This window comes from Streptomyces sp. NBC_00012, from assembly GCF_045040875.1.
Lineage (GTDB): Bacteria > Actinomycetota > Actinomycetes > Streptomycetales > Streptomycetaceae > Streptomyces.
Map to the genome: position 1 here is coordinate 631031 of NZ_CP108310.1, position 17138 is coordinate 648168.

Here is a 17138-nt window from a genome sequence, read left to right on the forward strand (position 1 = left end):
CTTGTTCTCCTTCTCGGACTCAGAGACAGTGCTCGCTGTGACAGCCGGTGCGTGATCGAACGTACTAACACCCCCTGGTGCTGTCATATCGAGCAAATCGGAATCGCTGTTCTGGTGGGCCGATCGGGTCTGCAGAGCCTCCTTGCGACGCTCCGATGAAGAGCTGATTGACCGTCAAAATTGCCTTGAGCATGGGTGATTGAAAGACAATTAGCCCTTGCAGGTGATCTTCTGACGCCTAGTCACCCGTTGGCAGTGGGAAGTGCCGGCAAGTCGCTGCTTGACATGTGGCCTGCCTAGGTTCCAAGGAGGCCGAACGGCGTCGCCGAAGCGGTCGCCGCCCGGGTCGCCCGCTCCCGGTTCCTCTCCGAGGGCGGTCACCGCTGCGTGGTCCTCATGGAGGGATCCGTCCTGCGCTACCGCACGGCCGACCCCGACGCCATGAAAGGGCAGCTGCGCCACTTCCTGGCCGTGATGCCGCTCGCGTCTCTCTCTGGGGATCATCCCGTTCACCGTGCAGCGCACCGTGTGGCCGCTGGGGGCGTTCTACCTCCACGACGACGTGGCCGTGGAGGAGACGTCGGCGGAGATCAAGGTCAAGCAGCCGCGCGAGGTCGCCGATTACGCGAAGGCGTTCGCCGGGATCGCGGAGATGGCGGCGTACGGCGACACAGCCCGTACCGCGTGCCCGCGCCCGGCCAGAAGCCCGTCAAGCGGACCGACATCCTCATCCACAGCGAGATGCTCGCCGACAGCACGCAGGCCGGCGGCGTTCCCCTCAAGGACGACGACTTCTGGCGCCGGGACGCCGACTTCGACTACAAGTCCAAGGGCTGCATCAAACTCACGCCCACCGACCTCAAGGACCTGTCCTCTCTCCTCGACAAGGCCGGCTGGCCGAAGCAGGCCCCCAGCCACGTCACCAGCCTCCTCAGCGCAGCCACGATCGGCACCCGGGAAGAGGTCCAGGTACTGGTACAGGCACTTGACGGTGAGTACACGTACTTCGAGCCCCTCTGGAAGCAGGCCGCCGCCGAACGCACCGCCCCCGCATCAGCTCCCACACCACAGCCTCCGGGCCAGGGAACCAGCAGTCGGCTCGAAGAACTCATCGGGTGCGGCCTGGTGGGCGGCTGGTCGTGGCAGTCGGTGCCCGCGTGCGGTTCCGGGAGGTGCGGTGGCAGGCCGTCGCCCCGGCTGGGCCGAACTTCCACCTGCCCGGCCAGGACGGAACGGGCCTTGCCCAGTACCCACTGCGGAGTCCTGGACCATGCGGTGCCAGTCACGCTACAGGCCGGGGACCAGCGCTGATGGGGCTTGTCTCAGGCGATGCCCTCACCGGCTCATTTCACTTCCGTGTCCGTTTCCCGCCGTCCGCCGTATCTGAGCCGGGCGGAGGAGGCTCGGCAACGACGACGACCTCTGGACCCTTTGTTCCGGGGCGAGCGAGGTCGGATCCGACAGCACCGCCGCCGAGCCCGCTTCACGTCCTCGGGTGCGTGGGCGCGTGTGGGTCGCAGGAGTCCATGCGGCCGCTCTCCCAGGCCCAGGCGGCGACCTCGACGCGATTACGGACGCCGAGTTTGTCCTGAATGGTAGCCAGATGACTCTTGACGGTGCTGAGGGTGATGAACAGGGCGGTGGCGATCTCCTGGTTGGTACGGCCCCGGGCAATGGCCCGGATCACTTCCATCTCCCGTGCTGAGAGCGGCCGTGCGGGCCAGGCCGCGGACGGCGTCCGCGCCGGGGCGAGGCCGCGGAGCAGGCGCAGGGTGACGGATGGGGAGATCAGGGCGTCCCCGGCATGTGCGGCCCGGACGGCCTCGGTGAGCAGGGCGGGAGCGGCGCCTTTGAGGACGAAGCCGACCGCCCCCGCGCGCAGTGCGCCGTGGACGTACTCGTCCAGGTCGAAGGTGGTGACGATGACCACCCGGAGCGGGTCGGTGATTCCGGGACCGGCCAGGGCGCGGGTGACGTCGATGCCGTCCAGTCCCGGCATGCGGATGTCGACCAGGCAGACGTCCGGGCGCAGTCGGCGGGCGAGTTCGACCGCCTCGGCACCGTCGGCGGCTTCGCCGACCACGGTGATCCCGTCCTGGTCCTCCAGGATGAGGCGCAGGCCGCTGCGGATCAATGCCTGGTCGTCGGCGAGCAGGACACGGATGCTCAACGGGTCTCCTTGCCGAGGGCAGGCAGGGTGGCGCGGACCGACCAGCCGGTGCCCCGGCCGGGGCCGGCGCTCAGGTGGCCGCCGAGTGCCTCGACGCGTTCGCGCATGCCGATGAGGCCGAAACCGCCGTGGTGCTTGGGCCGGGTGTGGCCAGGCGGGGCGTCGTCGGTGACCGTGACGGTGACGCCGTCCGGGCCGTGGGTGACGTCGACGGCGGCGGAGCGGGCATGCGCGGCGTGGCGGGCGATGTTGGTGAGGGACTCCTGGACGATCCGGTGGACGGTGGTTGCCACTTCCGGCGGCCAGGGCGTGGGGTCCACGGGCAGCCGCAGGTGCACCTCCGGGCCGTGCCCGTCGAACCGGCGTATCAGTTCGGCCAGTTCCTGTCGGCCGGGTGCGGTGGGAGCCGTGGTGGCGACGTCGTCTGTGTCGCGCAGCAGCCCGACCACCCGACGCATCGCGGTCAGCGCCTCGCCACCGGCTTCCTCGATGTCGGCGAGGGTGGCGTCCAGACTCTCGGGCCGCCGTCCGGCCACGATTCGCGCGGCCTGGGTCTGGACGACGATGCCGGTGATGTGATGGGCCACGACATCATGCAACTCCCTTGCCAGAGCGAGCCGTTCCTCCTGACGGACCTCCTCGGCGGCGGCCCGTCGACGGAAGTCCACGAAGCGCAGCCCCAGCCCGGCCCCGAGCGCGAGGATCCAGCCCTCGATCCCGACCCGGAAGGGCGTTCCTGGACTCTCGACGGTCAGCAGACCTGCGGCCATCAGCGCCAGACCGGCCAGAGCGACGGCAACGGCGCGGCGCCACGGGAGCGTTCTCACAGCGGAGCCGCCGAGGACGAGCAGCCCCACGATGGCTCCGGCGCCGGGCTCGCCCGGCAGATCCGCAACTCCGGCGATCACCGCGCCCGCCCCCGCGACGGCCAGGCCGGCTGCGGCGGCCCAGCCCCGATGGCGCTCCCTGCCCAGCGCGATCAGGCAGACGGCGACGCCGACGCACACATCGACGGCCCAGGCACGGCCCTGCATGCTGTACTGCGCCGCCACAACAGCCAGTACGAGCGCGAAGACTACGCCCAGCGCCGCGTTGACCACGGTTTTCGACCTGCGGACCGGCCGCCCTGCTGTACTCACCCGGCCCACGTTAGCCCGCCCGGCGGACCTGCGAACCGGCCGAAAGTACGACTCCGTGCACGCCGATGCGTTCCTTCGGCCGGTGTGCGGCCCGCGGCCGTTCGACATGCTGGCCACATGCCTGATTTCACCTCTGCACCTCTCCTGCTCGCCACGGCGGCGTACGCCGAGAAGACCGAAAGAAGCCCACTGCTGTACGCCTGGTGGGCGCTCAACCTCGCCGTGCTGATCGCAGTCGGCTACGGCGCATTCCGGTTCATCACGTCGTGGCGCGCGAAGCGCGCCCCGCGCGGCTGATCTGGAGGGGAGAAAACATGACACCAGTACTGGAAGCCCTGAAGCTCAGCAAGCGGTACGGTCGCCACCACGCGCTCACCGACTGCGACCTGAGCGTCCCGCCCGGCCGGGTGATCGGACTGGTCGGCCCGAACGGCGCCGGCAAGTCGACGCTGCTGCAACTGGCCAGCGGACTGATCACGCCCAGTTCGGGCACGATCCGCGTGCTTGGCGCCGCGCCCGCCGCCGGTTCCGGCCACCTGGCCAAGGTCGGCTTCGTCGCCCAGGACACACCTGTCTACGCCGAACTGTCCGTCGCCGACCATCTGCGGATGGGCGCCCGGCTCAACCCCGACTGGGACCCGGACCTTGCCCGGCGCCGCCTCGCCCGCATCGACCTCGACCCCCGGCAGAAGGCCGGCCGGCTCTCCGGTGGCCAGCGTGCCCAGCTCTCTCTGACCATCGCCGCGGCCAAACGGCCCGAGCTGCTGATCTTCGACGAGCCCGCCGCCGCCCTGGACCCGTTGGCCCGGCATGCCTTCCTGGACCACCTGATGGAGTCCGTCACCGAACTCGGTGCCGCCGCCATCCTCTCCTCCCACGCCCTACCCGACGTGGAGCGGGTCTGTGACTACCTGATCGTGCTGGCGGGATCCCGGATCCAGCTGGCCGGTGATGTGACAGAGCTGCTGGCCGGCCACGTCCGGATCACCGGCGGCCACTCCGGTCTCTCGGCCCTGCCTGCCGGTGCGGATGTCATTGCGCTCACCGACCGCACCGAGCGGGAGAGCACCGCCCTGGTCCGTGCCGACCGCAGGCTGCCGGCCGACGGTCCATGGACGACGGCGGACGTGGGCCTCGAAGAGCTGGTCCTCGCCTACCTCGGCCGGGCGGACCGGTCCGATGGCCGACCTGTTCCGACTGCGGCGGAGGCCCACCGATGATCTGGATGACCTGGCGTCAATTCCGTGTCCAGGCCCTGGTGGGCCTCGGGGCGCTCCTGCTCCTCGCCTCGTACCTCGTCGTGCTCGGCGGGCGGATCCACGGCGCGTACGACGACACGCTCGCCCACTGCGCGAACCGTGACGCCTGTACCGGACCGCTGGGCGCCTTCGCCGACCGCTACAGCCTGCAGACCGACCTGCTCGGCTATCTGCTGCTCGCCGTCCCGGGTGTCATCGGGGTCTTCTGGGGCGCACCGCTCATCTCCCGGGAACTGGAGGCTGGCACCCACCGCCTGGTGTGGAACCAGAGTGTGACCCGCAGCCGGTGGCTCGCCGCCAAGCTCGGCCTGGTGGGCCTGTTGAGCGTGACCTGCGCCGGCCTGTACAGCCTGCTGCTGACCTGGGCGACCGGGCCGGTCGCCAACGTCCTCAACAACCGCTTCGAACCGGCGCTCTTCGCGTCGCGCGACATCGCCCCGCTGGGCTACGCGGCCTTCGCCTTCACCCTGGGCGCCACCCTGGGCCTGGTCCTTCGGCGTGCTGTGCCCGCCATGGCCGCCACGCTGGTGGTCTTCGCCGTGCTTCAGATCGCCGTACCCGCCCTGATCCGCCCGCACTACGAAACACCCACCCGCACCTCGGTACCGCTCACCGCCGAACTGATCCGCCGTCTGACGAAGATCGGCACGTACGGGGACATCGGCGGCCTGCGAATCCCCGGCGGGCCGTGGGTCGTCGAGACCAGCCCGATCCTCGACTCCACGGGCAAGGAGGTCGGCCACACCACATGGTTCCAGGACTGCATGGCCCGCAGCTCACTTTCCGAGCTGCCCACCTGTTTGGCCAAGGGCAACGTCCACGTCGAGACCGCCGAGCAGCCGGCCGACCGCTACTGGACCTTCCAGTACCGGGAAACGGCACTCTTCACCACTCTGACGGCCCTCCTGGCCGCCCTCGCCTTCTGGCGGATCCGTAGGCATCCCGCCTGACGGAACACCACCGTCGCCGCTCCCCGAAGCCGGACGAAGGCTCGGCCCGCCGGTACGCTCCGGTGCCGCGTTCCGGTCCTTCGGGAAAGGCGGAGCACACTGGATCCGAGATCGGGAGGCACCGGGCAAGCCGATGTGCGGACCCGGCCGGCCCCTGATGAGGCCCCTGGGCTCTACCAGTTCAAAAGCCCCTGGCCGACGCTCTGCAGCTGGTACCCGCTGGTATCCACCGGCAGAAGTCCGGGGTCTGAACCGGCCGGATCGCGCCCTACGGTCGAAGGCGACACCGTCACCTGCTGTGGCGCACTCGTGGCTGCGGTGGATCGCGGTCCTCATCAGCCGGTGGGCGTGCTCGGTCGGAGTCGTCGTGCAGACAGCGCAGACCCGGTAGCCGTCCTGGAGGGTCACCAACCCGTCGGCGGCAAGCTGCTCCAGGGCGGAGCGGACGCGGACTTGCCGGGTGCCGGCATCGGCGAGGTCGTTTGGCACTGGGGCCCTGCCGCAGCAGGCACCGGCTGGCCGGGGACCTGGAGCTGCTGTCGAGGGGGCCGTCCGCGGCATGGCGGAGCTGAGCGAGGACGTCGGCCACCACTACGGCACCCGGGTGTCGTAGTGGTGGCACTGCGGGCCGAGCCCGCCAGCGACGCCGCTCAGGTCGGCTCCGAAGAACTTGAGGGTTCTGGTGTTGACGCTCTCCAGGGGGATGCGCACGCGGTCTACGGGAACCCGGCGGTCGAGGCGTAGCGCGACTGTGATGTCCAGGCCGTGGATCACGTCGTGGCCCAAGTCCGCCTCGATCCCGCCGACCGGTGGCTTCCAGGGGTGATCCGCGTTGTCACGGAGCAGTGCGGCGAGCTCACGGGTCGAATGGGCAGCCGCGTCCCTGTGCGCGCATCGATCGGTCATCCGGTAGCCCAGGAACACCAGGTCACGGTCACCGGGCCGCTGCCGGTGAACTCCACCCGCCAGCACCGCAAGAACGACGGCTTCGGCCGCAACGACTTCCACATCGGCTTCGACCGCCAACAGGTGACCTGGCCGCAGGACGAGATCAGCCGGGGACGGCACGGCCCCTACCCGGCCTCCTCACCCACTGCGGCGCCTCTGATCGTGGCACGGTTCACCGCCACACCCGGAATCCGCACGGCGCCCATCGAGGACCGTCCGATCCTGCGCCTGCTGTTCGCCGCGCCGCGTCACACCCAGACCGCGAACCTGACGACCACGGCCGTGATCGCGGCACTGCGCACAGCGGCGCGGCAGGAGGTCGTACTACGCGCCTCCCGGCGGCCTAGGACAGGCCGTCGAGCGGCCGGAGGAAGCGGCGCTCGTACCGCTTGATGCAGCGGGTGTCACGAGCCAGCTGGAACGCTTCCTGGCATTCCGGGTCGGACATGCTGTCCGTGCGGTACTGCTCGTACGCGGCCAGGCCGGGAAAGGAGAAGAGGGCGTAGGCGATGTCGCTGTCGCCCTCACTCGGCAGGAAGTAGCCGTGGTGCGTCCCGCCGAAACGGTTGACGAGCCGGACCCAGCGGCGACCGTACTCTTCGAAATCCTCAAGCTTGTCGGCGTCGATCTCGTACTTCAGATGAACAGTGATCATGCCGACATCATGCCGGGTGCCGTACTGGCTTGATTCTGGTTCTGCCACAAAGGTTCACGGAGCGGCCGGTAGGCGGGAAACGACGCTGTCAGCCCACCCTGATCGCTCCCGGAGAGATCCTGGGAGTTCTCTGTGAAGCACGACGGCCACCACAGGGCCGGAGCGGCGGCAAGCGGGTCTTTCTCCCGATCGTCTCGCCGTGATTCACAGGAAGTTCACCGCGTCGCCCCGAGGTGAGCCCCCGATCCATAGGAACGCCTTGATGAGCCGAGCGACCGGCACGCCCGGGGAGATGACCTGAGAGCCGAAGTGTCCACGACGCGGTGATGGAGTTGGAGGACGAGGGTGGAGTAGTCATACCCGCGAGCACACCCCCGCGTCCGGGCGCTGTGCACAGGAATGGGCGTCCCCACGTCAGCCGTCCACTACGCCTGGGTGCCTTGGAGCAGGTACACATGCACACGCCCCGGAAGATCCTCCTCGGCGTGGGGACCGCCGCCCTGCTCGCGACCGGCGGCTTGAGCGCGTCCGCGGCCCCACCAGTGGACCAGCAGCCAGTTGACCACGGTCACCACCAGGGCGACGGCCAGGACCGCGGCCACGAGGAGCACGAGCAGCCGGTCATCCGCACGCTGCCGTCTGCCGCGCCTGCGGGTGCGCCGCCGTACCAGCGAGGGCCGGCGCCTGCGGGTGCGCCGCCGTACCGGCGAGGGCCGGCGCCTGCGGGGGCTCACCGGCTGGCCTGTGTCACGCCGCTCGCGACCTGCCCCAGGAAGCTCAGGATGCCCTGGCCCACCGGGGTGGGAGCCAGAAGGATCCCGAGCGCCAGGACAATGACGACGGTCATCTTCTCGTCCAGGCGGCTGCGAGCCTCAGTCCGCCGGCGCAGCCGGAGGAAGACGACGACTACCATTGCCCTCATGATGCACGCAGTGCGTGCATCATCAAGTGCATAGGTTAGGCTGCGCCTGTACGGAAGGGGCGAGATGACTGGCCGAAGGCGATGGTCAACCGAGGAGATCCTGGACACGGCGGTGGAACTGCTACGAACGGGCGACGCCGAGTCGTTCGGTGTGCGCAAACTCGCCGCGGCGCTCGGGACCGACTCCTCCAGCCTCTACCGGCACTTCCGCAACAAGACCGAGCTGATGCGCGCGGTCGCCGACCGGATGCTGGCGGCCGCGATGGAGGGCTACCGCCCCGAGGGCAACTGGAAGCAGCGCATCACCGCCCTGATCCTGCGCCTGCGCGAGACCTTCGGCGAGCAACCCCAACTCGCCGCGGTGTGGGGACGCCATGGGTCCGGCGGCACCGGATCCCGATTGGTCATGGAGGAGCTGCTGCAGGCCCTGCGCGCGTCCGGCCTGCCCGACGAGGAGGTCCCGGTGCGATACCACCGCATCGTGATCCTCCTCGCCGCGCTGATCGCCTCCGAGGCCGGTATCAGCACCATCGCCCCCAAGGACCACGAACAGGGCATGGAGCAGTTCCGCGTCGCGGTACTGGGCGCCGACCCCGAGCGCTTCCCCACCCTGGCCCACTTCGCCCGCGACATCCGTCCCCTCGGAGCGGACCGCCGCGCCGCGTTCGAGGAAATCCTCGCGGCCCACCTCGCCCACATCGAGGCCCGGATCCCCTGACATGCCGGATCACGGCCCGCCGGGCCAAGGCCCACCCGTCGGCGACGCTGACCCGCAGCAGTGGAGCGACGGACGGGTCAGCGATTGGCTCCGAGTGGCCGGCACGGGCTGCCGGGTGACGTCCCAATCGGCCGCGGTGCTTAGGGGCCAGCGGCTCTGCGCGGAGCATGGCGGCGCCGAACACCGAGCATGACGGAGCCGAACCGCCCCATAAAGGACATAAGGGCAGGCTGGCTCGAGCCCCGGGAACCGTCTTTGCTTCGGCACTGCGACCCAGGACACAGCCTCTTCCCGGGCCTGGCACACAACGGCTGCCGGCAAGGGTTGAGGGCACGGAACTCGGAAGACCTGGTCGGCTGTCCGTCCCGCCGGTCACGGTGGGGCAGCAGGTGATCGCGCCTTCATGGCCTGATCGGGCATCTCAGCAGACTGACGCCGGTACCGAGAGCACTCTGGGTACAGGCGTCAGCCGTTGGTCATGCTGCGTGCGCCACCGGGCCCCGGGCGCCTGGGCGACCATGCGGCCGCCGCACTGCGTGTGGACCGGCGGGTCGGGTCAGACCGTCGGGGAGGCGGAGAAGTAGGTGTTCCGGTAGCCCTTGCCGTCCCGGTCCCAGTCCAGCTGGATGAAGCCGTCGGCGAGGTATCGGCCGCTGCCCGCCTTGTACTTGAGGACTCCGGTGGTGTAGCTGCCGTTGCCGTTGGTGTTGCCGTGCTCGAGCTTGCTCTTGATGCCCGTGTAGTTGGCCCACTTCACGACCGGGTCGGTGCCGCTCACGGACTTCTTCACCTGGAGATGGAAGCGAGCAGCATCGAACTCCGCCGGCCCATCCACGAACCAGGCGGGCCCGTCCCACTTCACGTAGGCGTAGGTCGAGATGTAGCCACCGGATCGCTTGGCGCACAGAGTGACATCGAAGTCGAAGTTGTCGCCGTATATGCCGCCGTAGACGGGATTGTCGACGGAGTGGCTGCTGGTCTTGCAGTGATAGTTGGTGTCGGCGGAGGCCGTGCCCGCTGTGGCGAGGGTGGCAGCACCGAACGCCATGGTGGCGATCGCCATCGTGGCGACGGTGCGGGAGGTCCTGCTCACGGAAGTGCTCCTTGAAAGTGAGGCTGCGTGCGATCGGCGGAGCCTACCAAGGGAAGCGGACACCCCCTGCCAGCAAACTCAACTGGCCTCGGGGGCCCGCAGGTTACGCCGTGAATGTCCCTTGTTCCGGTGTGGCTACCGGCGTGCCGTAACCGCCCCTCGGGCCGTCTGTACAGCCGGCCACGATCAGCGAGCTTGGTCATCTTCGCCCGCAGCGGCTCCAGCTTCCCACGCACCGCCACCTCAAGTCCCAGCTCCTCGCCCACCGCCCTGACCTGCACCGGACCGTCGGCGGTCCGAACGAAGGCAAGTGTGTTGGCGGGACCCAGCGGACAGCAGCAGCACGGCGAACATCAGAGTGCAGGCGTCGACCACCCACTTCAGGCCCTACGAACGCGGAGCCGCCTACGCCGCCAGTAAGTACGCGCTGACGCACTGACCGCCCTCGTGCAGACCTCGCGCCCGGAACTGAACGGCTGCCCCGTCCGCATCATCGACTTCGATGACTGCGGCACCGGCCACTACCTGCTCGACATCGCCACCGTGCCCTTGCCCGTGCAGGCGTATGCGGAAGGGCGTCCCTACCCGGGCGCTCTCACCTCCGAGCAGTTCTGAGCACCTGACCGGAAAGTCCCCTTGTCAGCTGAGAGATCGCGGTGCAGGACGGTCGACACCGACCAGAAACACCGGCTTCGTGGCACTCTCCGCGACGAGCTGGCCGGCATACAGCCTCCCGGTCCAGATCGGCCCGGTCCGGACCGGACGGCGTGATCGGCGAGCCCACCGTGGCGATGTGGCCGGTCCGGGGGAGGTGGCAGACAGCTTACTGCCGTGCCACCGAGCTGCCGAGCAGAGCACTGGGAAGATATCCGGAGAGGACTCCCAACTCCCACCTGTGCACCTGGACCGCCAGGGCTGCCACGGCAACCACGCCGACCGGGAGCAGCGTCCGGGGCGAGGTGTCGACCATGCCCGCGCTGGCCCGATGCTCGACGAGCCGGGTAACGAGTGCCTGTTCGAAGGAGTTCTGGTCGTCGTCGAGGAGCACACGGAGGAGCCGCTGGTCCGGCGTCAGGTGGCCGGCTGCGTCCAGTCGGCGAGCCGCCTCAGCCCGTTCGACGGCGTCCGGCTTACGCAGGGGCACCGTGGGCCAGTCGCGCGGCAGATGTCCGCTCGCCTCGGTCAGGTACTCGCACAGCGCATCCATTGCGGCGAGGTCCGCCGGCTGCGACGTCGAAGTCAGCGTCGAGTACGGAACCCCTTCGCGGATCGCGGGCGCGTAGTCGTCCCGCAGCAGTAGACCGATCACCCGCTGGCTGTCCCACATGAGGCCGCTGATCAGGCACGTGGCGAACGTGTCGAGCCACGTCTCGGCGGTGGGCGCCTGCTCGATGACGTCGCCGAAGGCGATGTTCTCGCTGCTGAGCTGCTCATCGATGAGCGGGAAGACGATCTCCTGGTCACCGTTCGGGAAGCAACCCACGCTCAGCGCCCCCAGCGAGCACTCCGCTGCGGTCCGCAGTGCCGCGCGGGCGGTTTCATCGTCAAGGGCAGGGTCGTTCGCTGCGCGGGCGGCGACATGGTCGAGGAGTTCATCGCGCATCTCGTTCAGCTTCTCCGGGGAGGGATCGTCGTAGCGCATCCAGTGCCACCGCCGCCGGGTCCGCCCCGTGATGTCGTCGAGTGCCTCGGCCATGCACCGTCCGCTGACCGCGTGCTGCATCACTTCCTGCATCGTCTGCACCCTTCGTGGTGATCGTTTCGCCTGAACGCGGCAGGCTAACAGCGGCCTCGGACACTCCCCCACGAGCCCGCAGGCACCCTCGGGCCGACGTCCGGGTGCCGGTGCTTGGGCTTCTTCGATGTACGCGGCCGCCGGCTGCGCATCACCGTTGAGACCACAGCTCTGGACGGCGCCACAGTCGCCGCCGCGACGAGCTCGGTTCTCGGTCCACTTCGTTCATCTGACTCCGCGGCCTGACCCCAGCGAGTTCGTGCGAGATTGGGCTGCCGGACCGGTAAGGGGCCCAACACGACCGGCCGGTCCGGCGGCCTCGGGGGGGGGTGCCCTTATGTGTTTGGTCAAGGTCGAAGACCAGTAGGTTCATGTGGTCGAGGGCGGGGGCCGAGCCGTAGGGGTGCGCATGGGTGATAACCAGGTGGCAATCAAGCTCACGAGTGACGAGGCACTGGTGCTGTCGCACTGGCTGGAGAAGCTGCAGATGACGGACCTCAGTCGCGTTGTCGACGATCCGGCGGTGTGGGCACCGATCCACCGGATCGCCGGAACGCTGGACAAGGCTCTTCCTGAGCTGTTCGCGCCTGACTACGACCAGCGGCTTGAGGCCGCTCGTCAGCGGCTTCGGCCGGAGGACTGATCGAGCGTTCTGAACTCCTCACCTGGCCGCAGCGGGTGGGGGTTCGTAGAAGGTTCCGTCGCGGAGCATCGTGAAGAGGACATCGGCCCGGCGCCGTGCGAGGCAGAGCAGGGCCTGGGTGTGGTGCTTGCCCTGGGCGATCTTCTTGTCGTAAGGCACGCGAACCATCCCCGCGGGCGCGGGGAGCAGCACCGGCATACCCAGCCGACCTGCCGGGCGGGGGAACCATCCCCGCGGGCGCGGGGAGCAGGCTTCGCGACCTGCGATTTTAGCGCGGGCTTAGGCCGCTCTGGAGTACTTTCATAGATTCCGATAAATCGGCTGAACTATGCATTAACGACATTTCATGCCCTCCCGAAGCGGCGCCGCTTGGAGGCCCTGCTCCAGCCTTCGATCATGGAGCGAGATGATCTCCGCCTGCAAGGATAGAGTGTGTTGCAAGACCTGCATCGCCAGCTGATTTACGGCCGGGGCCCGCTCGTCAGCCCGGTTCCCGAGTCACGGGCACAGCGCCGGGCCCTCGCTCACCGGGCCCCGGACAGCGCGGTCCCTCAATTCCGGCGGGCCAGACTCCGCCAGCGGGTCCGGCGGACCGATCCCCGCTCGATTCCCGACTCGATGTGGGACGAGTTCTTCGGGGCTATGACCTGCGACCGTGACGGGCCGCGGTCCTGCTCTACGCCTCCACTGGCTCACGCGCCAGCGAGCTCCTCGGGGTCACCCCGGGAGACATCGACTCGGTCAAGCAACTGATCTGGGTGATCACCAAGGGGACCGACGACCGCGAGGCGGTCCCGGCCAGCCCGCAGGCGCTGACGGTCCTGGCCGCCTACCTCGACCACATCGGGCTGCCGCCGGCCGACGAGCCGGTTCTTCGCACGCGGCGGGGCCCGGACAGGCCGCTGGCCTACTGGGCGATGCGGCGGGTGATCCAGCGCGCGAACGAGAAGCTCGGCACGAACTGGACCCTGCACGACCTGCGACATACCGCCGCCACCCGAATGGCGAACGACCCCGACCTCCCTCGCCCAGGTCCGCGCGATCATGCGACACACCGACCTGGCCACCACCGGCCGCTACCTCAATGCCCGAGTCGAGGACCTCTTCGACGCCCTTCAGGCCCATTACGACCGCCCGCGGGTGCACCGGACCTTCATCGCCGGTTACGACCCCGACGACGTCAAGGCGGTGTTCGGTGCCTAACCGCACAACCGTCGAGACCTACACGGTCCGCAACCGGCGCCAGAACTACGACTCGGCGCCCAGCCAGAAGGAGCCGAGAAGGTTCACTGTCAGCATGAACACGCCTGCGTACGATGCCCGATGCTGCAGGTCAGCCCGAAGATGCTGCCGAGGCTCGCAGAGATCGAGAAGGACCTGATCCTCCGTCGCAAGCGAGCCGAGGAGGAGCAGCGGCTCGGTGAGATCAAGGGCATCGGCCTGACCCTGACCTTTGCCCGCACCAAGCAGGCCGACGCGGCCCGCCTCACGCGCCGATCCCCCGTCGCCCTCGGCATCCCAACCGTCCCATCCCCGAATAGATGACGCCCAGGGGCGGACGCCGGCGGTGACACTCCCGAAAGACGGAGGCCACGGCGTGAGTGAATAGGGGGCATGCTCTTCGACTTCACGCACGACCATGACGGTGAACGGCTCAGCGGCGTATACGGCGGTGACCCTTCCGGGGTCACCGCCGTGGTGCTGCATGGCGCAGGCACCAGCAGCACGGAGCGACTGCTCCCGCTGGTACGGGAGTTCGTGGCCCACGGCTGTCGCGGGATCGCCTTCGACTTCTCCGGGCACGGCGAAAGCACCGGAAAGCTCAGTGAGTTAAGCCTGCGGCGACGGTTCGAGCAGGCCGTAGCGGTGATCGACGCGTATGCGGGAGCGGACGGGCCGCTGGCCCTGGTGGGGTTCAGCATGAGCGGCCAGACCGTGGCCGATCTCGTCCGGCACTACGGAGATCGGGTAGCGGCGCTGGGGCTGTGCGCGCCCGCCGTGTACACCGCCGAGGCGTGGGACGTGCCCTTCGGGGACGGGAACAGGCGGTTCAGCAGGATCATCCGGCAGCCGGACAGCTGGCGGGAGGCGTCCGCGCTTGAGGTGCTGCGGGCGTACGAGGGCCGGGCGGTGCTCGCCGTGCCGGGCACGGACACGGTAATCCCCGCCGCGGTGACCGAGGCCGTACAGGATGTGCTGGCCGCCCGCGCCCAGTACACGCGGTTTGACCTTCCGGACGCACAGCACCAGCTGGGAATGTGGTTCCGCGATCACGGCGACGATCGGCGGGAGTTCGTTGAGGCGGTGCTTACCGGCCTCGACGACCGTGGCTGGACGGCCACGCGCGCATGGGTGGCCAAGCAGCTCGGCGACGGCCGCAAGGTCACCGACTTGCGCCTCCTGTCCGGTGGTTGGAGCTCCCAGATGCGCCGGCTCAGGCTCGACGACGGCACTGCTCTGGTGCAACGGACCTTCGTGAAACCGTTCTTCCGCCACCACGGGCCCGGGCTGCTGGCCCGCGAGGCGTCCGTCCTGGCGCTGCTCACCGGGCAGGAGAGCATCCCGGCGCCCGGTCTCGTCGCCGTGGACGCCACGGCCGAACACTGCGACCACCCGACCCTGTTGATGTCCGCGCTGCCGGGCCGCGTCCGCGTCGACGAGGACGACCTCGACCGGCGCCTGGACCTGCTCGCGGCCCAGCTCGTCCGCGTCCACGGCGTCGTACCGGCCGAAAGACCGCGCACGTACCAGGCGTGGACGTCCCCGGACCGCGTCCGCACCCCGGACGGCCCCCTGTGGGAACGGGCCGTGGACGTGATCCGCCGCAATCCGCCGCCGTACGAAGGCTGCTTTCTGCACCGCGATTTCCACCCCGGGAACGTGCTCTTCACGGGAGCCGGGCCGGGGCTGCGGATCACCGGTGTCGTGGACTGGGTCGAGACTTCGTGGGGACCTGCCGACCTGGACGTGGCGCACTGCTCGACCGCGCTCGCACTGCTGCACGGGCCGGCGCACGGGCTGGGCTTCCGCGGGCGGTATGAGGCACACGGCGGCCGCGACCTCGCCGACGACTACGATCACTTGTACTGGCGGCTGCTCGACGCCCTGCACTACTGCCCCGACGCGGCGAAGCTGGCCGGGCCGTGGCGTGACCTGGGGCGGGACGATCTGACGTCCGAGGTGCTGGGAGAACGGCTGAAGGCGTACGTGGACGGACTACTGCATCGATACGGCTGAGCGGCCCCTGAATCACTCGTCTGACACTGCCCCGAGGAGGCGGGCGTATTGGCCGCCGTAGTGCTCGTTCATGGCGTGTATCACCGCCCCGAACACTTCGCTCCGGTGGCAGAACGCTTGCGGACCGCAGGAACCGGGGTCGTCGTTCCCGAGCTCCACCGGGGCTCATTGCCGGCTGACACAGCCGCGGTCCAGGCTGTCATCGACTCGCTGCCGGAGAATCCGACCGTGCTCGGTCACTCCTACGGCGGGTCAGTGATCACCGGGGTGCGCGGGGCGGGACACCTGGTCTATCTGGCGGCCTTCGTGCCCGATGCCGGCGAGAGCGCAGCCGGTCTGAGTGGCGCGCCCCCGCAGCTCCAGGACGCGATCAACCCTGAACCCGACGGCTCGACCAGACTGCACCCCGACCGCGCCGCCGACACCCTCTACGGTGACTGTCCCGAACCTCTCGCCGCCTGGGCGGCTGGCCTGCTGCGTGCGCAAGCCCCCGGCTCCGGGCGAGGCATCCCAGAGCGGCACAGCTGGAGGTGAACCTGACCAAGGTCACCACGCACTGGCCGGACATGCTGCGGGTCGCCTGCTCGCTGGTGACCGGGCAGGTCCGCGCGTACGACCTGCTGCGGATGTTCGGCCGCGAGGGGCGGCCCGCGCCCTCGGGGCAGGCGTTCGCCGAGTACGGGCGGGTCGCCAAGACCCTGCGCCTGCTCCGGGTCGACGACCCGGTCGACGACACCTACCGCCGACAGATGAACCGGCAGCTCACCGTCCAGGAGTCCCGCCACAAGCTCGCCCGCGACATCATCTGCCACGGCAAGCGCGGACAGATCATGCAGGCGTACAGGACAGGGAGGACAGGGCAGGAGGACCAACTCGGGGCGCTCGGCCTGGTCCTCAATGCCGCCGTGCTCTGGACGACCCTCGCAGCTTCCCGGGCGGGTGCCCGTCTGGGGTATGGGGCCCCGGCGATCTGCGGCTGCGCCGTGTGGGCGTGAGTGACCGGAAGCGTTGCCGCGGGCAGGCAGCGGCGGGGCCCGGGGGCCCGGTTGCGTGCCCGCCGGGATGGTGTGTCAGAGCACGGCGAGCCGGTCCACCAGCAGTTCCACCCTCTGCTCGGTGTACTCCGGCGGCAGCCGTCCCGCCCGGGTCAGGGTGGCCAGCCCGTGCAGGGATGCCCAGAACGTTTCGGTGAACAGCCCCGGGTCGACGCCGTCCCCGGCGACCTCGCCCAGGCTTTCCAGCAGGGCGGCGAAGGCGTCTTTGAGTGGCTCCGGGGTGTCCTCCTGCGCGTACGCGAGGCCGCCGTCGAGCTGGAACAGGGCGTCGTAGAGCGCCGGGTTGCGTGCGGCGAAGTCGAGGTAGGCGTGGGCGAGGGCGGCGACCCGGGCGCGCGGGCCGTCCGCGGCGGAGGTCGCGGCCCGCACCGCCGCGGCCAGCTCGGTTGCGCCCTGGAGGGCGACGGCGCCGATGATCTCGCGTTTGCCGCGGAAGTGGCTGTAGAGCACGGGCTGGCTGTACTCGATGCGCTCGGCGAGCCGGCGGGTGGTGACCGCGTCCCAGCCCTGCTGCTCGGCGAGTTCACGGGCCGTCGCCACGATGAGGCGCTCGCGCTCCGCCCGTTCGCGGGCCTTGCGTTCCTGTACTGACATGCTTCGAATTCTAGCATCGC

At 69.4% G+C, this 17138-nt stretch carries 19 protein-coding genes and 6 pseudogenes; 15 read left to right on the forward strand and 10 right to left on the reverse strand.

What is annotated here, in order from left to right; all coding sequences use genetic code 11:
• Positions 1–312: 312 nt before the first annotated feature.
• Positions 313–679 (forward strand): annotated as a pseudogene (locus tag OHA19_RS42310) (Scr1 family TA system antitoxin-like transcriptional regulator); the annotation flags it as partial.
• A gap of 5 nt (positions 680–684) precedes the next feature.
• Positions 685–1311, forward strand: coding sequence for a hypothetical protein (locus OHA19_RS42315; protein WP_331749650.1), 627 nt, complete (start codon positions 685–687; stop codon positions 1309–1311).
• Between the two features lie 172 nt (positions 1312–1483).
• Here the strand turns inward: OHA19_RS42315 and OHA19_RS42320 are convergent, their stop codons facing one another.
• Positions 1484–2170, reverse strand: a complete 687-nt coding sequence (locus OHA19_RS42320) for a response regulator transcription factor (RefSeq protein ID WP_331749647.1) — start codon at positions 2168–2170, stop codon at positions 1484–1486.
• Positions 2167–3309 carry a histidine kinase gene (locus tag OHA19_RS42325; RefSeq protein ID WP_331749643.1) on the reverse strand — a complete coding sequence of 381 codons (1143 nt, stop codon included), beginning with the start codon at positions 3307–3309 and terminating at the stop codon, positions 2167–2169. Before OHA19_RS42325 ends, OHA19_RS42320 begins: the two co-directional genes overlap by 4 nt.
• 117 nt (positions 3310–3426) lie before the next feature.
• Here OHA19_RS42325 and OHA19_RS42330 point away from each other — a divergent pair, with 117 nt between their 5' ends.
• Genes OHA19_RS42330 through OHA19_RS42340 form a run of 3 tightly spaced genes read left to right on the forward strand, consistent with a single transcriptional unit; the run spans position 3427 to position 5518 of the window.
• Positions 3427–3606, forward strand: coding sequence for a hypothetical protein (locus OHA19_RS42330; RefSeq protein ID WP_331754474.1), 180 nt, complete (start codon positions 3427–3429; stop codon positions 3604–3606).
• A 17-nt stretch (positions 3607–3623) separates the two neighbouring features.
• Positions 3624–4529 (forward strand): ABC transporter ATP-binding protein, encoded by a 906-nt coding sequence (locus OHA19_RS42335; protein WP_331750721.1) that lies wholly within the window; start codon positions 3624–3626, stop codon positions 4527–4529.
• Entirely contained in the window at positions 4526–5518 is a 993-nt protein-coding gene (locus OHA19_RS42340) for an ABC transporter permease subunit (RefSeq protein ID WP_405722532.1), read from the forward strand. Before OHA19_RS42335 ends, OHA19_RS42340 begins: the two co-directional genes overlap by 4 nt.
• Before the next feature lie 642 nt (positions 5519–6160).
• Here OHA19_RS42340 and OHA19_RS42345 read toward each other — a convergent pair.
• Positions 6161–6430: pseudogene (locus OHA19_RS42345) on the reverse strand (hypothetical protein); the annotation flags it as partial.
• Between OHA19_RS42345 and OHA19_RS42350 the strand changes: the two are divergent.
• Positions 6404–6859, forward strand: coding sequence for a hypothetical protein (locus tag OHA19_RS42350; RefSeq protein ID WP_405722958.1), 456 nt, complete (start codon positions 6404–6406; stop codon positions 6857–6859). The pseudogene OHA19_RS42345 and the gene OHA19_RS42350 sit on opposite strands and share 27 nt — an antisense overlap.
• Here OHA19_RS42350 and OHA19_RS42355 read toward each other — a convergent pair.
• The 3 genes from OHA19_RS42355 to OHA19_RS42365 all read right to left on the reverse strand — a co-directional run bounded on the left by OHA19_RS42355 (position 6810) and on the right by OHA19_RS42365 (position 8043).
• Positions 6810–7121 carry an NIPSNAP family protein gene (locus OHA19_RS42355; RefSeq protein ID WP_331749634.1) on the reverse strand — a complete coding sequence of 104 codons (312 nt, stop codon included), beginning with the start codon at positions 7119–7121 and terminating at the stop codon, positions 6810–6812. The two genes, OHA19_RS42350 and OHA19_RS42355, sit on opposite strands and share 50 nt — an antisense overlap.
• A gap of 425 nt (positions 7122–7546) precedes the next feature.
• On the reverse strand, positions 7547–7855 hold the full coding sequence (locus OHA19_RS42360) for a hypothetical protein (RefSeq protein WP_331749631.1): 309 nt from the start codon (positions 7853–7855) through the stop codon (positions 7547–7549).
• Entirely contained in the window at positions 7852–8043 is a 192-nt protein-coding gene (locus OHA19_RS42365) for a hypothetical protein (RefSeq protein ID WP_331749628.1), read from the reverse strand. Before OHA19_RS42365 ends, OHA19_RS42360 begins: the two co-directional genes overlap by 4 nt.
• Before the next feature lie 64 nt (positions 8044–8107).
• On the opposite strand from OHA19_RS42365, the gene OHA19_RS42370 reads away from it, so the two are divergent.
• The gene (locus OHA19_RS42370; protein ID WP_331749625.1) at positions 8108–8761 is read left to right on the forward strand and encodes a helix-turn-helix domain-containing protein; all 654 of its coding nucleotides are present in this window, start codon (positions 8108–8110) and stop codon (positions 8759–8761) included.
• Between the two features lie 556 nt (positions 8762–9317).
• Here OHA19_RS42370 and OHA19_RS42375 read toward each other — a convergent pair.
• Positions 9318–9854: a hypothetical protein gene (locus OHA19_RS42375; protein WP_331749622.1), complete on the reverse strand. Its 537-nt coding sequence runs from the start codon at positions 9852–9854 to the stop codon at positions 9318–9320.
• A 447-nt stretch (positions 9855–10301) separates the two neighbouring features.
• On the opposite strand from OHA19_RS42375, the gene OHA19_RS42380 reads away from it, so the two are divergent.
• Positions 10302–10469: a hypothetical protein gene (locus OHA19_RS42380; RefSeq protein WP_331754477.1), complete on the forward strand. Its 168-nt coding sequence runs from the start codon at positions 10302–10304 to the stop codon at positions 10467–10469.
• 208 nt (positions 10470–10677) lie between these two features.
• Here the strand turns inward: OHA19_RS42380 and OHA19_RS42385 are convergent, their stop codons facing one another.
• Positions 10678–11589, reverse strand: coding sequence for an Imm49 family immunity protein (locus OHA19_RS42385; protein WP_331750718.1), 912 nt, complete (start codon positions 11587–11589; stop codon positions 10678–10680).
• 409 nt (positions 11590–11998) lie between these two features.
• On the opposite strand from OHA19_RS42385, the gene OHA19_RS42390 reads away from it, so the two are divergent.
• Positions 11999–12232: a hypothetical protein gene (locus tag OHA19_RS42390; protein ID WP_331749616.1), complete on the forward strand. Its 234-nt coding sequence runs from the start codon at positions 11999–12001 to the stop codon at positions 12230–12232.
• Positions 12233–12250: 18 nt separating this feature from the next.
• Here OHA19_RS42390 and OHA19_RS42395 read toward each other — a convergent pair.
• A pseudogene (locus OHA19_RS42395) lies at positions 12251–12376 on the reverse strand (IS110 family transposase); the annotation flags it as partial.
• A 527-nt stretch (positions 12377–12903) separates the two neighbouring features.
• Between OHA19_RS42395 and OHA19_RS42400 the strand changes: the two are divergent.
• The 6 genes and pseudogenes from OHA19_RS42400 to OHA19_RS42425 form a co-directional block, all read left to right on the forward strand.
• Positions 12904–13182 (forward strand): annotated as a pseudogene (locus tag OHA19_RS42400) (site-specific integrase); the annotation flags it as partial.
• Between the two features lie 94 nt (positions 13183–13276).
• Positions 13277–13435, forward strand: a complete 159-nt coding sequence (locus tag OHA19_RS42405; RefSeq protein WP_331749613.1) for a hypothetical protein — start codon at positions 13277–13279, stop codon at positions 13433–13435.
• 120 nt (positions 13436–13555) lie between these two features.
• A complete protein-coding gene (locus OHA19_RS42410; protein ID WP_331749610.1) occupies positions 13556–13777 on the forward strand; it encodes a recombinase in 222 nt (73 codons plus the stop codon).
• 69 nt (positions 13778–13846) lie between these two features.
• Positions 13847–15469, forward strand: coding sequence for an alpha/beta fold hydrolase (locus tag OHA19_RS42415; RefSeq protein ID WP_331754481.1), 1623 nt, complete (start codon positions 13847–13849; stop codon positions 15467–15469).
• Positions 15470–15517: 48 nt separating this feature from the next.
• A pseudogene (locus OHA19_RS42420) lies at positions 15518–16000 on the forward strand (alpha/beta fold hydrolase); the annotation flags it as partial.
• A pseudogene (locus tag OHA19_RS42425) lies at positions 15988–16389 on the forward strand (Tn3 family transposase); the annotation flags it as partial. The pseudogenes OHA19_RS42420 and OHA19_RS42425, both read left to right, overlap by 13 nt.
• A gap of 150 nt (positions 16390–16539) precedes the next feature.
• Here the strand turns inward: OHA19_RS42425 and OHA19_RS42430 are convergent.
• Complete coding sequence (locus OHA19_RS42430) at positions 16540–17118, reverse strand: TetR/AcrR family transcriptional regulator (protein ID WP_331749604.1); 579 nt, start codon at positions 17116–17118, stop codon at positions 16540–16542.
• Positions 17119–17138: the final 20 nt, after the last annotated feature.

Bases quoted from the DNA above. Each gene is read 5' to 3' on its own strand.
- OHA19_RS42330 (WP_331754474.1), top strand. From the start codon at position 3,427: ATGCCTGATTTCACCTCTGCACCTCTCCTGCTCGCCACGGCGGCGTAC.
- OHA19_RS42335 (WP_331750721.1), top strand. From the start codon at position 3,624: ATGACACCAGTACTGGAAGCCCTGAAGCTCAGCAAGCGGTACGGTCGC.
- OHA19_RS42340 (WP_405722532.1), top strand. From the start codon at position 4,526: ATGATCTGGATGACCTGGCGTCAATTCCGTGTCCAGGCCCTGGTGGGC.
- OHA19_RS42355 (WP_331749634.1), bottom strand. From the start codon at position 7,121: ATGATCACTGTTCATCTGAAGTACGAGATCGACGCCGACAAGCTTGAG.
- OHA19_RS42365 (WP_331749628.1), bottom strand. From the start codon at position 8,043: ATGAGGGCAATGGTAGTCGTCGTCTTCCTCCGGCTGCGCCGGCGGACT.
- OHA19_RS42370 (WP_331749625.1), top strand. From the start codon at position 8,108: ATGACTGGCCGAAGGCGATGGTCAACCGAGGAGATCCTGGACACGGCG.
- OHA19_RS42385 (WP_331750718.1), bottom strand. From the start codon at position 11,589: ATGCAGGAAGTGATGCAGCACGCGGTCAGCGGACGGTGCATGGCCGAG.
- OHA19_RS42390 (WP_331749616.1), top strand. From the start codon at position 11,999: ATGGGTGATAACCAGGTGGCAATCAAGCTCACGAGTGACGAGGCACTG.
- OHA19_RS42405 (WP_331749613.1), top strand. From the start codon at position 13,277: ATGCGACACACCGACCTGGCCACCACCGGCCGCTACCTCAATGCCCGA.
- OHA19_RS42410 (WP_331749610.1), top strand. From the start codon at position 13,556: ATGCTGCAGGTCAGCCCGAAGATGCTGCCGAGGCTCGCAGAGATCGAG.
- OHA19_RS42415 (WP_331754481.1), top strand. From the start codon at position 13,847: ATGCTCTTCGACTTCACGCACGACCATGACGGTGAACGGCTCAGCGGC.
- OHA19_RS42430 (WP_331749604.1), bottom strand. From the start codon at position 17,118: ATGTCAGTACAGGAACGCAAGGCCCGCGAACGGGCGGAGCGCGAGCGC.